Origin of the sequence: Bacteroides sp. AR29 (assembly GCF_900217715.1) — a bacterium.
Taxonomy (GTDB): domain Bacteria; phylum Bacteroidota; class Bacteroidia; order Bacteroidales; family Bacteroidaceae; genus Bacteroides; species Bacteroides uniformis.
This window is the reverse complement of record NZ_OBMS01000018.1, coordinates 22,111-39,052: the sequence shown is the minus strand read 5'-3', so window position 1 is coordinate 39,052 and position 16,942 is coordinate 22,111. Positions and strand designations below refer to the sequence as shown.

Here is a 16,942-nt window from a genome sequence, read left to right as displayed (position 1 = left end):
GAGTTATTTGCCGGAAGGCGGGGCTTATAAAGAAGAAAGCAGAAGGGGCGAACCGTCACGGTCCGCCCCTTCTCTTTTTAACCTTAAATCAACAATCAATCTACTACCTTAAAGAAAACTTCTTCTCCACTTTGGCTATCCGGTGCCACCCAAAGAGCAAAGTCTCCGGCTTCCACCGTCTTCACCATATCTATATTCCAGAAAGCAAGTTCACTTATCGGAAGTTCAAACGATACATTTTTCTTCTCACCCGGCTTCAATGTGACGCGAGCAAAGCGTTTCAGCTCTTTCACCGGACGGGTCACCGAAGCAAACTTGTCCTGCACGTAAAGCTGGGCTACCTCGGTACCTTCATACTTTCCGGTATTCTCAAGGTCGAAAGTCACAGTCAGCACATCTTCCTTCTTCAGATTGGCAGACGAGAGTTTCACATTATCATATTTGAACGTCGTATACGACAGACCGTAGCCAAACGGATACAGCGGATCGAAACCTGCATCCATATAGAAAGAAGTACATCCCAACGAAGTCTGCCCCGCTTCCAACGGAATGTCATTCAGCAAAACCTCATTCCGCGTAGCCGGACGTCCGGAACTGTTATGAGCATAATAAACCGGTATCTGTCCTACCATCTTCGGGAAAGTCACCGGAGTCTTGCCACTTGGCACAGCCTTACCCCACAGCAAGTCGGCCAATGCCGGTCCTCCCATGGTTCCGGGATGGAACGAATAAAGTACAGCTGACGAGAGTTCGACTTCCTTTCCTATGGTCAACGGACGCCCTGCCATTACGACAGTAACCACCGGTTTTCCTGTTTTCGCCAAAGCGGCAATCAGTTCGCTTTGCGCACCTTGCAGGTTCAGGTCGGCCAGGCAATGCGCCTCTCCTGAAAGAATAGCCTCTTCGCCTACAAACGCCAAAATAACATCAGCACGTGCAGCGGCAGCAGCGGCTTTGGCAACACCTGCCATATTCTTGTCACGGCTATAAGTCAGACCCGGCTCGTATATCACCTGCACTTTGTCCCCCACCAGTTCCTTGATAGCCTTCAACGGTGTCACGGTTTTTGTCTTGTCACCATCAAATATCCAGGTACCCAATTGGTCATAAGGTGCATTTGCCATCGGACCTACCACAGCAACCGTCTTTACCGAAGATTGCAAAGGCAATGTCTTCTTTTCGTTCTTCAACAAGATGGCCGATTCCACAGCAGCTTGCTTGGCAGCCTCCAGATGAGAAGGAGCATAAAGTTCCTCTATCCGTTTCTCATCCACATAAGGATTATCAAACAGTCCCAACCGGAATTTGATACGCAGAATATTCCGCACGGCATCGTCTATAGCAGACTTCTTGACCTTACCTTCTTTTATCAATTCCGGCAATTCCTTGACAAACGTATAGCTGACCATCTCCATATCCACACCAGCATTCACCGCCTTCATTGCTGCCTCTTTAGAATCGGCAGCAAAGCCATGTGCCATCATTTCGGCTACCGAAGCCCAGTCTGACACTACTATTCCATCAAATCCCCATTCACCACGAAGCACATCTTTCAAAATAAAAGTGTTTCCGGTAGACGGTGCTCCGTCATTGTCATTAAACGAAGTCATGAAAGTGGCTGCCCCTGCCTTGGCCACAGCTTCAAAAGGAGGAAGGTATACATCCCTCAAACGACGCTCCGGAATGAAAGTGGAATTATAATCACGCCCGCCCTCGGCAGCACCATAACCTACAAAATGTTTAGGACATGCGGCTATGGAAGTCGGACTGTTCAGCGAATCTCCCTGGAAACCTTCAACCATAGCAACACCCATCACTGAAGTCAAATAAGTATCTTCGCCACATCCTTCGGCCATACGCCCCCAACGGGGATCGCGAGCCACATCTATCATCGGCGCAAATGTCCAGCGGATACCCACGGCAGAAGCCTCCACAGCCGCTACCCGTGCACCATCCTTAGCCACCTGCGGGTTGAAAGATGCCGCTTGTCCCAAGGGAATAGGGAATATGGTCTTGAAACCGTGGATCACATCACGCGCCATCAGCAAGGGGATGCCCAAGCGGGACTCCTCCATTGCCACACGCTGCAAGGCATTGACACGCACCGGATCTACTTCATTCAGGATAGACCCGACTTCACCTTTCTTTATCAATCCGCTCATATCCTCTATGTTACCATAAGAAGAAATCTGGTTCATCTGCCCAATCTTTTCTTCCAATGTCATACGGGACAACAGCGCTTCTATTTTCTGCTCGATGACTGCGTCATTTTTTGTATCCTGCACTTGAGTACAAGATATAAAAGGAAGCAGCAATAAACAAGCAGAGAGCATTTTCATTGTTTTCATCTTTAATCTATTACTTGAAATGGAATATTTGCTGTTGAGACAAAGCCCGTATTATCAAGTACATATACGTACAAACGATATTCCCCGGGAACTTTAATCATAGTCTCATACACATTCTTGTCTGACACGGCCACGTCACCCATTCTTTCCGGACGTGGCTCATAAGAACCTCCAAAACCCAAGACTGTAGCCTCTTTCAGTACTTCCCACACATAAGCCAAAGAATCGTTCTCCTTATCTGTGACGGAAACCTCCGCCTTAAATAAAGTACCTGCTTTGATACGGACATTATCAATGGCACTTTTACCATCGATAGTCATGCCCCGAACTATCGGAGCCGTTTCATCCAATTCCTTGCCGGTCCACACTCTTTGCATGGCCTCCACCATAGGAGTTTTCTCTCCTTTCAATGGCAGTGAATCCACCTTATCCTCTACAAACATACTGAACCAAGTAGGCGTACGTTCTTCTTTTTGTCCCCACAAGAATACAAAAGAGCCCAAGCAACGGGTATTGGCAGAAATATATTGCGTATAACGCTCTTCGTATACCTGCCGTTTTTCTTCACTGGTCTGCTCTATGGGTGCCTTCCACTCGGTTGACGCTGTTTCCCACCAACCGGTCGGTCCCCACTCGGTAATCATAAATGCACCCTTGTAGTCCGACCGGTCAACAACAGCCTGCACCTCTCCCATCGGACCATATACATTGATGCCCACATAATCGAGAGACGGAGCATACTTTGCCACAGAGTCCAATGCCGACGGATTGTAGGAAATCACTGTCGAAACCAGATGACGCTTGTCTATCGACTTAATCAGCTGTGCCAGTTCTTCCACAAAATTCCATGCGGCAGCTATATTAGCATTTCCCAACTCAATTTCATTGCCAATACCCCAAGCCAGCAAACTCGTATCATTCTTGAACGTTTCTGCCAACAAGCGGACTTCTTCGCGCATCTTGTTCTTATATTCATCATCGTAATAGCGTATAGAGTCTTTGGTCATGCCTATTCCCTGCATTACGTACATGTTGTGCTCCGAAGCCAATGCCAGGTTTTTCTTTATCTCCTCCACATTACCTCCCCAGGTTCTGAAGGCATTGGCACCACTCTGGGCGGCAATGTCCAACCGATATGTGCCGCCTACGCCTTTAATATAGGTTTCTCTTCCGTCAATGGAAAGTTTATAACCGTCTGCCGCTTTCTCTATTACAATACCGTCTAGAGAAGAAGGAGAACAGGCAGACAACAAAACTAAACAGATAAAAATAAATATTTTTTCTTTTTTCATTATCAATTGTCCTAAAGCATAAGGTATTTATGTTATAAATAAAAAACATTCAGCCTTCATATTTAAATAAAATTTAAATATGAAGGCTCTATTTTTTCTGAAACACGCGTACATAGTCCACCTTCATCGTTACAGGAAGAGCAGACTCATCCACACCGTTCATTCCACCCCAATCACCGCCCCAAGCCAGATTCAGAATGGGATAGAAAGCATAATGGAAAGGCCATTGATTATGACCAGCTCCCAATTGTTGCTTGGTAACAGCCAACTGTACCTTGCCATCCACGTATGTAGTGATGGCATCTTCTGTCCACTCTAAAGCATAGAGATGAAATTCTCCTTCTGCCTGTTCTATAGTCATGGCATGTGTTTTCTGCGTACCTATAGTATGATTATAATCTTGCGTATGGATAGACGAAGAGACTTCGTTGGGTACGACTCCCACTTCCTCCATAATGTCTATTTCACCACACATGGGCCATGGGTTAGTATTCCAGTCATTACCAACTGGCATCATCCAAAAAGCCGGCCACGTCCCCTTGCCTTCAGGCAACATGATACGTGCTTCAAAATAGCCATATTCCCAACCAGTATTCACTTTAGCATACACACGACCAGAGTAAATTTTACCATCGGAGCCTTTGAAACAATTAATATTCAACTTACCGTCCACAAGTTCTGTCACACGCTTTCCGTCAGCAGAACCATTGACGTAATTTTGAAGTTCATTATTTACCCACCCTGCTCCTTGAACCTCGTGTGTCCAATCATTGCCAAGAGATGTGCCCTCATTAAATTCATCATGCCAAACCAACCGATACCCCTCAGGAGTATTGATATCCAGATCTTCAGCCGATTCTTGAATAACTGTTACCGTTACTTTCTCTGCACCAGCCACAACCTCAACTGTACCCGTACGGGAAATCTTTGCATCATTAGCTAAAGTGGTCACAACAATTTCCCCACTATTTTTTTCTGCGCTAATCCAACTATCATTGGATTTCACATTCCATTCGCCAGAAGCAATAACAGATAAGACAAAAGATTCTCCTATAGAATTAGAATACAACTCAGTCTGTGACACTGATAAAGGAGCCGCTTGCGTAAGAGGAATAGATACACGAGTAGCACCAGATTTAACCACCACCGTACCAGTACGAGAAGTAGTACCCGTATGAGCACTGACTATAACTGTCGCTGTGCCTTGGCTAGAAGAAGAACCCATTACATTTACTTTGACCCATGAACTGCAATCATCAGAGGCAAAAGCTGTCCACTCTTTACCAGAACAAACCACATTCACCACATATTGGCTAGCTTGTGCAACAGCCTCTATCTTTTCAGGAGAACATTTAATGGTAACATCCTCGGATTGCGGTTCCTTGTCATCGCTACTGCCACAAGCAATCAACGAAAACAAAAGAATAGATAATAGACAATAGTATTTCATATATATATATATTTTACAACATAAGTAGAGAAAAAGGGAAAGGATGAAACTCCAGCAATTGCCAAGATAACCCACATCCTTCCCCCTTTTTATTATTCACTGCTTTTAGCAGACCAATATTCTATCTAATACTAGCCATCAATCTCTATGAGTCTGGAAAATAATATCTTTAATAGTCACTTTTGTGTCAGCAGGATTTCCACCAAAATCCAAGACTAAAGATATAGCATGCATATCTTTAGGCGCCTTTTTATTTGCAACCCAAAATTTATTATCTTCATTACCCAACAAATCCGTCTGTTCTGCAAAGAAGAAGTTATCATCATGTTTGACATCAGGTTCATCAGTCTGAACCAGTTTTACTGTTACCCCCTTCAAATCAGTACTAGGATTTAGAGTGACACAGAAATCATAGGCAGTTTCTGTATCGGCTGACAAATCTGTAACAAACGAGAACTGGTTCTGCCATTGTGCTTCAGTAGCATCAGGGAAAGTGAGTGTATAAGCATTTCCATCCACCACTAAATCTGGATTAGGTCTAGCACTCCAATCCGGGTTTGCATAGAAGAAAGTATTGGTAAAGGTTGCCCCGTTCCAAAGATTGTCTTCACTATCCACCTTCACCCAAGAAGGTTCAGGCTCTTGTACTTCAGGAATTTCCGTACCGTCATCATTAGCATGGTCTTTCAAGACAAAGCTTTCCAAAGTAATATCCGTATTAGCTTCATTACCACCAAAATCAAGTGCAAACTTCAAATCGGTAATATTCACACCGGGTACGTTACTGAACCATATACACTTAGGCTCATTAGCATCTAAAGCCACACGCTGCATATTGATAAACGTATTGTCATCACCTTTCTGCTGTACTTTAACCGTCACGCCCGGATGTTTGGTAGTAGAAGTGATTATCACCGAAAAATCATAGGTTTTATCCACTGACAAAGCAATTACCTTATCCAATTCCACATGCATCTGAGCTTGCCACTGATCGGTAGTAGCTTCCGGTAAGGAAACAACAAATGCACCATTCTGATAAGTATATTTTGGATCTGCAATCTGCCCCCATCCTGGAGCATAGTAGAAAGATGCCACATTGAAAGTTACTCCCTTAAACATGTTAAATTCACTATCTTCCACAAAACCACCAAAACCGTTCATAATAGTCTTCTCTATTTCAAAGGTTTTGGTTATCGAACCATCACTAATGCCATTTGCGTTCTTTACTTTACATTCTACTGTATATGAACCTTTTTTACGATAATATTTGGAAAAACCATATGAGGCTTGATAAGCGCCGTCAATTATCCAAATTGGAGACACTCCAGGAGCAGAAGTAAATTCAAAGTTTGCATAATTGGTTGTCTGATCTACAGTAACTTTAAAGTTATCAGTATAATCCGATGCTTGTGGGATATTGCCATTGGCTCCCGTAAAATCTTCAGGCGAACATGAAGTCATTGCAAAACCAGCAACCAACACGCCTGCCATATATTTAAATATATTTTTCATATCAATTATTTATTAATGGAGTTATGGTAAACTATTTATAAGCATTCTGAACCAAAGCCGGATCGGAATCCAACTCTCCTTGTGCAATAGGAATGTATTTCTTCTTGGCAGTCCAAGAATTAGTACGGTAACCATATTCATCGGGGACCAGTGCAGTAGTAGCCTTATTGCTGGCTGATGCTCCACTGATTCCTTCAGCACGTACCAAATCAAAATAACGCTTGCCTTCACCTACAAATTCCAAACGACGTTCTGTAAGTACATCGTCAACCGTAACGTTTGCAAGTCCAGCCAAACCGGCACGGGTGCGAACTTCGTTCAACCATGTCTTAGCCTCACCTGTACCACTTCCACCTGTACGAAGAGAAAGTTCTGCAGCATTTAGTAATGTCTCAGCATAACGATAATAACGATAATTGTTATTATAGTTCAAATTCTGGTCACCGGAAGACTGCTTGAAGTTCTTATCATACGGACGATATTTTTGTAACCAAATATGAGTATCTTGATAACGTTTCGTATATTCTACATCTTCGGCAATCACCCAGCAAGTTGCATCACGACGTTTGTCTTGTTCACTAAACATTTGATAAGTTTCAAGACGCATGGGCATAAATCCCCAGCCATCATTACCCTTTGACCAACCATCATCACCTGGGAAAGAGTTAGGAGAAATCAGAGTAGGAAGCACTGTACCACCAACAGCTAACGGACTTCCCCAGCCACGTTCGTTATTAGTTTGCTCATAATTAATTTCCCAGATAGATTCGTCACACCATTCACCTTCCGTTTCCCAGATGTTGGCAAAACTAGGATTCAATCTAAAGCTAGGACTATCAATAAGCTCCTTCATATAACCTAAAGCTTTTGAGAAACGACTTTCATCATTCTGATACATTACCATTTCAGCATATACCATATAAGCCATAGCTTGAGTGACACGTCCCAACTGACCTTCGTCGTCAACTTCTTTACCTTCTTTGATTGTTTTATAATATTTCAAAGGTAACACCTTAGAGTCAATTACAGCTTCAAGTTCTGCGATCAACTCAGCATAAACCTGATCGGCAGTATATTGCGGAGCCGTATAAGGAGGTTCGGAAAGATTCTCCAAATAGAAAGGTACATTACCAAAATAATGCCACAACATATTATAATAGAAAACACGTAGTAAACGGGCTTGCATCTCATAGAGTTTACGATTGGCCTCAGTAACATCAGTACCCCAATCAAGATATTTCAGTAAGTCATTACAACGTTTGATACCAGAATAGTCCACTGTCCAAAGAGAGCCAAGTGTATTATTTTCATTAGCCTCATAATTAAACAACATATGCCAATTCTGCATATCGGTCTTGGTTGCACCACCTACCCAAAAATTATCGCCCATAATTTCACCGTCAATATTCAAGGCATTGTACTGTCCCAATCCCCAATCTGGCCAATGGAGAGGGTCATAGGCGGCAATCAGAGCTTCCTGAATATGCTCATCCGTAGTATAATAATCTTCCAATGGTTCACCTGTCGGATTTTCCACCTCAAGAAAACTGTCACTGCAACCGGTAGTCAACACTGTAGCGGCAGCAAGTAAGCCTATTGCTAATATTTTATTTGTTTTCATATAGTTCTTATTTTTAGATTAGAAAGAAACATTTACACCTACTGTATATGTGCGAGCCTGCGGATAAATACCACGGTCAACACCAAGAGAAGTTGCACCTGAAGAAATTTCAGGATCAAATCCCCAATATTTGGTCCAAGTCACAAGATTTTCAGCTTGCACATACACACGCAGACGTTCAATAGTAAGTTTGCGAGTAAGAGTCTTAGGCAATGTATATCCCAAAGTAATATTCTTAAGACGAAGATATGAACCATCACAAACATAAAGATCAGATACCATCCAGTTCGTTGCATTACCGACAGCCAGACGAGGATACTTATTAGAAGTACCTTCACCAGTCCAACGTCCCAACATCCAAGAAGGATAGTTACCAGAAGCAACATCTGTACGATAAGTGCCATCAAACACATCAGCACCAGCTACACCTTGGAAGAAAATATTAAAATCAAAGCCTTTCCAATCAGCATTAAGATTCAAACCATAAGTCCAATCCGGAGTACCATTACCAATGTTAGTACGGTCATCTGCCGAGATGCTACCATCACCATTTACATCCACAAAACGTGTATCACCAGGAACCGCATCCGGCATAATCATTTTACCATCTTTATTGACATAAGCACGAACTTCATCCATATTCTGGAAAACACCGTCAGTCTTGTAACCATAGAAATAGGGGAAAGGTTGTCCGTTAGAGCCGCGTGTACCGCCGCCAGAGAATCCTTGAATACCATCTAAATCCATATAGCCAGTATCATTTCCCAAATTCTTCAATTCATTTTTAAGATAAGTAGCATTTCCCTTTACAGCAAATTTAGCATCAGCAATATTCCATTTATAGCCAAGTTCAAACTCAAAGCCACTATTTTCCATATCACCTACATTACCAAGAGGTTTAGTTTCACCTACATAACTCGGGATAGGCATCGTAATAATCATACCATTGGTTTTCTTTATGTAATAGTCGGCACTGAACGTTAAAGCATTATTAAAGAATCCCAAATCAATACCTAAGTCAGTTTGCTCACTCTCTTCCCATTTCAAATCAGGATTTGCCAAACGTTGTGCTTTAGAACCATTCCATTTGATGGCATCTTTACCCAAAAGAACATTATTACCCATGGCTGTCAATGAAGTATAACCAAATTCGGCTATGTTATCATTACCATTCTTACCCCAACTAGCACGAACCTTTAAGTTAGACAACCATTCTCGCGTATCAGCCATAAATTCTTCATTTGTCACATTCCATCCCACAGATACTGAAGGGAACGTACCATATTTATTATTAATACCAAAACGACTTGAACCATCACGACGGATTGTAGCCTGAATCATATAGCGTTCATTATAGTTATAACTCAAACGAGCAAACATAGACGACATTCTATGTTCTGTATAAGGACCTCCATAAACGCCATACTGAACTGTAGCACCAGTAATATTACCATCTGCATCCTTTGTATATTCAACATTCCCTGTAGCATAATCAATAGAAGGTTTATTAGGATTCACCAGATTCCAACGGTTACCACCAAGTTGATCTCCCTTATATTTAAGGGCAGACTGTCCTAATACAACACCAAATGTATGTTTGCCGATAGTTTTGTCATAAGTTAATGTGTTTTCAATCTGCCATGTCACATTCTGTGCCTTGAATGAAGATGCATTAGTATGTGTTGCCTTATTATTAGCTGAGAGATAATACTTGCTCTTAGTTGCCCCTTCATTACCCCAAAATCCCATATCAGCACTATAATTGAAGTGATACTTCAAATTATCCCACAATTGAAGATCAATAGAAAACTTTGGAACAAACTTATGCGACCAATTCTTTGTAGGAGTCAATGTCATCATAGCCAGCGGATTATTCATTTCCTGATAAGCTCCTCCATAGCCAGGTACTGTATAAGGATCACCATTTGCATCACGAGGCAAATCAAAATCTTTATAAGTTTCAATCATCTTTTCAGCTGCATCACCAGTCAATGTAGGGGTCAAAATAGGAGACAGATAAAGAGCCGATCCCAAAATTGAACCGAATTCAGAGTTAGTACCAACACCTGTTGAATGCGTACGCATATAAGCCAAATTTACACCTAAATCCAATTTATTAAGGAAACCGCGTTCTTTAGATGCATCAATTAGATTATATTGAGTATTGGAACGAATAGTCAAACGGTCATAATTAGAATGTCCGTGATTACCACCAACAATACCATCTTGTGAATAATACCCCAAAGACAAATAATAATTTACTTTTTCCGATGCACCACTAACTGTCACATCATGATTCACTACCGGAGCATTGTCATAGAAAACAAGATCTTGCCAATCAGTGCCAAATCCTTTGATAGAATTTCCATTAGCATCAATCAAATTATAAGGATCTGCATAAATTGGAGCCTGACCACCATTCACATTGGCTTCATTCTGAAGGATAGCATAGTCTGTCGCACTAGTCACATCACGTCTCTTCCATGCACTCTGCCAGCCATAAGAAAAATTGTAATTAATTTGTGCCTTACCCATCTTACCTTTTTTGGTAGTTACTAGAATAACGCCATTAGCAGCACGCGCACCATAGATAGCACCAGAAGCAGCATCTTTCAACACTTCGATAGACTCGATATCATTAGGATTTACAAAATCAAGACCACCCCCAATAGGCATACCGTCTACAATGTAAAGGGGATCACTATTGTTAATAGTACCAATACCACGTACACGTACACGAGGAGAATCACCCGGCTGACCAGAAGCTGAAGTTACATCCACACCTGCAGCCAAACCTTTCAATGCATTATCCATACGCACCGGAGATTTGTTTTCCAAATCCTCACTACTAACTTTGGCAATAGATGCTGTTACCACACTTTTTTTCTGAACACCATACCCCACCACTACTACTTCGTCCAGCGTTTCTGAATCTTCCTGAAGAACTATTTTCAAGGAATTTTTTCCATTTACCGCTACTTCTTGTGACTTAAAACCAATATAGGTAATAGAAAGTGTTGCGTCGGCAGGAACCGACAATGTAAAATTACCGTCCAAATCAGTAATTCCACCATTGGTAGTTCCTTTAACTACCACATTTACTCCAGGCAACGGTTCATTATCCGAACCGCTTACCACTGTACCTTTTACCTGTATATTTTGGGCATATACAGAAGCCAAGGTAAAGCTTAACAGAAATAAAACTGATAATAACTTTTTCATAAGTTTTACTAAATTAAGATTAACGTTTCTCGGTTTTGTTCTCAATCGAACAGTGCAAACATAGAGTAAAAGGCAATAAAACAAACAAAAAACAATCATTCTTAAATACGTCAAATACAAAATTCAAATACGTTATCAATACGTCATCAACAAATAACTTACTAATAATCAATACTTAATATATACTTTTAAGTATTACGTCACAACATATTATAGAACACAAAAGGGAGGAATATTAAATTCCTCCCTTCCATGCACTTCCTTCTTTTAAAGGAAGTTAATATCTAAAGACTACAGTTTATTGCTTAAATAATCCGTCAAACTATCCTCTCTCTCTAAAGCGAACTTCTTACGAAGACGATAACGGATTGTTTCAACTCCACGAACCGAAATGTTCAGCAGAGGTGCTATTTCTTTCGTGGAAAGGTTCATCTTCAGATAAGCGCACATCATACGTTCGTTGTGCGAAAGCTCCGGATGCTTGGCATGAAGACGTTTCATGAAATTGTTATGTATCAAGTCGAACTGGTCTTCAATACGCTTCAGCACCTCGTCACTCTGTATATTACCGTCTATTTTATTATTAATAAGTATAAGCTGCTGTTTTCCTTCCCGGGCACCCTCACCTTTCAGCAATGCGGATACTTTAAGTATCTCCGACTTGATTTCAGTCAGCATTTCATTCTTACGGACAAAGTTTATCATCAGATTGGCCATTTCCTGACTCTTATGCTGCAAATCGTATTCCAGCTTTTCTTTCTCCAACTGCATAATCTGCTTTTCCTGGCGAGCCTTCTCCTCTTCATATTCCCTTTCCATATCATGCAGTTCCTTGTCCTTCTCGACCACAGCCTGTTGCTTTTTCCGCTTCACGCGGACATCATCCCAGCGATAGACATGCCACAAGGCAAGCAAAGCCAAGATGATATAACAAACGTATGCAGCAGCACTGCGATACCACGGTGGAAGTATACGGAAGGCGATTGTATCCGATGATGTCGTACCGTCAGGAAAGACCGCCTTAACTTCAAACGTATATTCCCCTTCCGACAAGCTGCTATACTCCTTGGTGCGTACCGTTGTGAAATCGGACCAGCCTCCCTTATTCAAACGATATTGAAAACGAATATCATCCCCTACCGAAAAAAAAGAAAGGGCATAGTCAAAACGAACGGAATTCATGGAATAAGCTATCACCGGAACCGGCTTCTCTCCTAAAAAGTTTGCGGTATATACCAATGAATCCTTGGGATAAGACAGATACATGTTCCTTATATATAAGGAGTGGCTACGATCCTGACGCTCTCTTACGGCCGGGATGCTGAATAAAGCGAAACCTCCTTCATTAGGAACCACCATCAGCGAATCTGAAAGAGGAATAATCGTTTCAAAACCGGGTACCAGTTCAATCAGCGATTGCTGGATGGGATTAATGCTTGTATTCGCCCCCCGCTTATAGGTACCCAGATTGGCAATACAGATTTCGTGAGGGCTCAAACTTATCAACTTATCGTGATACTCCAAGATACGCGAATAGGCCGTGGTGCCATTCAAAAGGTTGTTCATATCCGGACAAGGCTCCATGACATCTTTATGAGGATTATGCTTATAGATTCCCCGGGGAGTGGCAAAATACACCCGGTCTTCTATCTTCGCTATATACATATCACGCCCTACCGGGAAACCATCCTTCGCGCTATATTCCTTTATACGTACGGCTTTTGTCAAATCATTATCCAAATCCACACGGGTAACGTGGTCTGTATTATACACCCAAATCACCTTATCGCTTTCCTGCTCAAAAAGACGGCAAGAATCGTTCACACCCTCAATCTTGCCAACCACCTGCCATTCTCCATTCTTTTTCCCAACCAAATAAATACCGTTATATACCCCGACATACATAAGGTCCGTACGTCCTGCCACAAGTTGGCAACACCAGGCGCCGGCAATATCCGTCACACGTTTTACGGAAGTACCATTGATAAGGAAAATACCACGGTCGTGCAGACAGAAGAGTTCATCACCTATACGGCAAAGGTTCCAGACCTGTCCGCTGGATTGGGGCATCGGACGGATATCCGGCAAATCGCCGTTCATCTGTACCGGATACGAGGTGTAATACAAACCCCGATTGGTACCTAAATAAAGATAACCGCCTTCTACCGCCGCCGTATATCCCGTGCCGTAGGAATAAGGATAGGAATAGAGATTCGTAAAAGGAGAACTCAGACAGACGTAGTCAATGCCGCTATCCAGACCGGCCCAGAGGTTTCCGGTCGTATCGAAGGAGACAGAAAGCACCGTATTGTTACGCAAGCCGTTGTTCTCATTGAAATATTTCAGTTGCATGGTGCTGCAATCCACCAGTACCAATCCTTTATGAATGGTTCCCAAGGCAATCTTATCATCCTTTTTGGCCACGCAAAAGACTTCATTCTCACGCATAAACTCTTCGGCACCGGTGATAAACGGTTCCATCGTACGCCCGTCACAATAGTAAAGTCCGTTGTATGCAGTCACCACCAGAACACCTTTCTTATAAGGTATAATGCCACGAATACGCTTGGAAGCCAACGCATCGGCACCCTGAAGAGGGAAAAAAGTGTTTCCAACCAAAAGCCATACGCCTCTGTCCGTACCGATGTAAAGAATACCATTGACCATATTGGAACAGTCTATCTTGGCATTCATTTCAATGGCGGTATATTTTCCGTTCAGGAACTTCACCACGCACCCGTCCCCTTGGAAATACAAGATATTGTCAGTCTCATGAATGCCCCACACGTTTCCAAGAAAACGAACGGAACTCTCCAAAGTATCGGACATGCAATGATAGGCCAAAGAACCGTCCGTATCCGGTTCATAATAGCCGAATTCATTGATGCCCCCCACATAAATTCTTTTTTGGGTGGCAGAAGCCAGAACGGAACGCACATCGGAAGCATTGTTCAATGGAAACACATTCCAGACATTGCCATCAAATTGCACCATACCGTTCTTGTTGGCGAAATATACCCACTTGTCATCATAGGGTGCTATCTGCCAAGTCTGGGTCCCCTTACCATAAACACTTTTATCAAAATTGACGATAAAGCTATTCCAGCCGGCAATTGCTTCGACCAAAGGGGGAAAAAGAAAAAGGCAGAAAAAAAGATAAAATGACAATATGTGTTTGTTCATGCGTATAATGACTATATAGTTAGTTGCACAAAAATAATGCTTATTTTCAAGGTAGCGCACAATAGCCTATCTGTTTTTTCGTCCCCGATTATTATTTTCTTCTCAAATGGCAATCTTTTGCATAACTATACTTTAGATTCCGGTATACTAAGAAGTATTCGTCCGACGGCTGTTGAATTATCGTCCGACAGCTGTCGGACGATAATTCAACAGCCGTCGGACGATAAGGTTACATATGTCGGACGAATACTTTCTAGTAAGAGGAATATTTGTCCATCGTAATGCCGGAAAGAATCCGTACCTCCCCTCCAAAGTGTCTATATAAGAAGGCCATGAAGAGGGATAGAATAGAGAATCTAAAAAAACAAATAAAAAAACCGCCGCAAGCTATTGCAGATTCCAAAATAATGTCTACCTTTGCAACCGCAAAACGAAAACGGGTAAGTCCTATACGGCCAGCTCCCTTCGAATCCTCCAGGGCTTGATCGCAGCAAAGGTAGTTGGTTGTAGCGGCGCGATATAGCAAGCTTACCCACCCGCCTCTTTAGCTCAGTTGGCCAGAGCACGTGATTTGTAATCTCGGGGTCGTTGGTTCGAATCCGACAAGAGGCTCAGAAAAAGAAAAGGTGATACGAAATGTATCACCTTTTCTTTTTTAATTAATAATGAAAAATTAAAGAATTAAAAATTAAAATCTGCACATCGGCTTGCCCTTGAATCCAACTATATTTGTACCTTTGCACATTATTTCTAAGAAAGATGACAGAAAATAGAGGTTACATGCAACGATACGCAATGCTGTTCGGTACCTATATGGGAGGTTTTTGGATATTGAAGTTCATACTCTTTCCGGTGGGACTGTCGGTTCCTTTTTTACTTTTCCTTTTCATGGGACTCACGCTATGCGTACCTTTTATGGGATATTATTATGCACGGATGTATCGTAATCAGGTATGCGGAGGCGGCATCAGCTTCCTGCATGCATGGATATTCACCGTTTTCATGTATATGTTTGCCGCGCTGCTTGCCGCTGTGGCACACTACATCTACTTCAGGTTCATAGACCACGGATATGTGATAAACACGTGCGAAACGATGGTAGACACGCTTGCCCAAAGCAACATGCCGGAAATGGATTCGTACATCGCCACCTATCAGGAAGCTCTGGAGACAGCCCGACTGCTCAGTCCTATCGACATTACACTACAGATGATATCGTCCAATGTGTTTTGGGGTTCGATACTGGCTTTCCCCACCGCCTTGTTCGTGATGAGACGCAAGAAAGACAACGCTCCGGCAAAGTGACGGAACAGTAAAAAGAAATGTTATTTCAATTGTAAATAGAAAAATCATACATCAATGGATATTTCAGTTGTCGTACCACTATATAATGAAGAAGAATCACTTCCCGAACTGTTCGCATGGATTGAGCGGGTGATGAATGCCAACGGTTTTTCATACGAAGTGATTTTCGTGAACGACGGAAGTACCGACCGTTCCTGGCAGGTAATCGAGCAATTGCAGGCGCAAGCTCCGGACAAGATACGGGGCATTAAGTTCCGCCGCAACTACGGGAAGTCGCCGGCATTGTTCTGTGGTTTCGAACAAGCACAAGGCGACGTCGTGATAACCATGGACGCCGACCTGCAGGACAGTCCCGACGAAATACCCGAACTCTACCGCATGATTACCCAAGAAGGCTATGACCTCGTATCGGGCTGGAAGCAGAAACGTTACGACCCGTTGTCGAAGACCCTCCCCACCAAATTGTTCAATGCCACCGCTCGCAAAGTATCGGGCATCAAAAACCTGCACGACTTTAATTGCGGACTGAAGGCGTATCGCAAAGAGGTGGTCAAGAATATAGAGGTTTACGGCGAAATGCACCGCTACATCCCCTACCTGGCCAAGAATGCCGGCTTCAAGAAAATCGGCGAGAAAGTAGTACACCACCAGGCACGCAAATACGGAAAGACCAAGTTCGGGCTGAACCGTTTTGTAAACGGGTATCTGGATTTGCTTTCCCTTTGGTTCCTTTCCCGGTTCGGCATCAAGCCCATGCACTTTTTCGGATTGCTGGGTTCGCTGATGTTCATCTTCGGCTTCATAGCCGTGGTCATAGTGGGTGTCAGCAAGTTGTACTACATGCACCATGGCATGCCCTACCGCCTTGTGACGGACTCTCCCTACTTCTACCTCTCGTTGACCTCCATGATTATCGGCACACAACTGTTCGTGGCAGGATTCCTCGGAGAGCTGATTTCACGTAATGCCCCGGAACGAAACAAATATCAAATAGAGAAAACCATTTAAC

At 42.8% G+C, this 16,942-nt stretch carries 9 protein-coding genes and 1 tRNA gene; 3 read left to right on the top strand and 7 right to left on the bottom strand.

Annotation, left to right across the window (positions count from 1 at the left end; translation table 11 throughout):
* Positions 1-95: 95 nt before the first annotated feature.
* From bglX to CSD97_RS12300, 7 genes are all read right to left on the bottom strand, one after another.
* Positions 96-2,348, bottom strand: coding sequence for a beta-glucosidase BglX (gene bglX / locus CSD97_RS12330; RefSeq protein WP_098032464.1), 2,253 nt, complete (start codon positions 2,346-2,348; stop codon positions 96-98).
* Between the two features lie 2 nt (positions 2,349-2,350).
* The gene (locus CSD97_RS12325; RefSeq protein ID WP_005826831.1) at positions 2,351-3,640 is read right to left on the bottom strand and encodes a glycoside hydrolase family 2 TIM barrel-domain containing protein; all 1,290 of its coding nucleotides are present in this window, start codon (positions 3,638-3,640) and stop codon (positions 2,351-2,353) included.
* A gap of 88 nt (positions 3,641-3,728) precedes the next feature.
* On the bottom strand, positions 3,729-5,090 hold the full coding sequence (locus tag CSD97_RS12320) for a family 16 glycosylhydrolase (protein WP_005826833.1): 1,362 nt from the start codon (positions 5,088-5,090) through the stop codon (positions 3,729-3,731).
* A gap of 138 nt (positions 5,091-5,228) precedes the next feature.
* Positions 5,229-6,602, bottom strand: coding sequence for a hypothetical protein (locus tag CSD97_RS12315; protein ID WP_005826835.1), 1,374 nt, complete (start codon positions 6,600-6,602; stop codon positions 5,229-5,231).
* Positions 6,603-6,633: 31 nt separating this feature from the next.
* Positions 6,634-8,223, bottom strand: a complete 1,590-nt coding sequence (locus tag CSD97_RS12310) for a RagB/SusD family nutrient uptake outer membrane protein (protein WP_005826837.1) — start codon at positions 8,221-8,223, stop codon at positions 6,634-6,636.
* 18 nt (positions 8,224-8,241) lie between these two features.
* Positions 8,242-11,445 (bottom strand): TonB-dependent receptor, encoded by a 3,204-nt coding sequence (locus tag CSD97_RS12305; RefSeq protein ID WP_005826839.1) that lies wholly within the window; start codon positions 11,443-11,445, stop codon positions 8,242-8,244.
* Positions 11,446-11,736: 291 nt separating this feature from the next.
* A complete protein-coding gene (locus CSD97_RS12300) occupies positions 11,737-14,628 on the bottom strand; it encodes a triple tyrosine motif-containing protein (RefSeq protein ID WP_098032472.1) in 2,892 nt (963 codons plus the stop codon).
* Between the two features lie 538 nt (positions 14,629-15,166).
* On the opposite strand from CSD97_RS12300, the gene CSD97_RS12290 reads away from it, so the two are divergent.
* From CSD97_RS12290 to CSD97_RS12280, 3 genes are all read left to right on the top strand, one after another.
* Positions 15,167-15,240: transfer RNA gene (locus CSD97_RS12290), tRNA-Thr, on the top strand.
* Positions 15,241-15,387: 147 nt separating this feature from the next.
* Positions 15,388-15,933, top strand: a complete 546-nt coding sequence (locus CSD97_RS12285) for a DUF4199 domain-containing protein (protein ID WP_098032462.1) — start codon at positions 15,388-15,390, stop codon at positions 15,931-15,933.
* Positions 15,934-15,987: 54 nt separating this feature from the next.
* On the top strand, positions 15,988-16,941 hold the full coding sequence (locus CSD97_RS12280; protein WP_098032461.1) for a glycosyltransferase family 2 protein: 954 nt from the start codon (positions 15,988-15,990) through the stop codon (positions 16,939-16,941).
* Position 16,942: the final 1 nt, after the last annotated feature.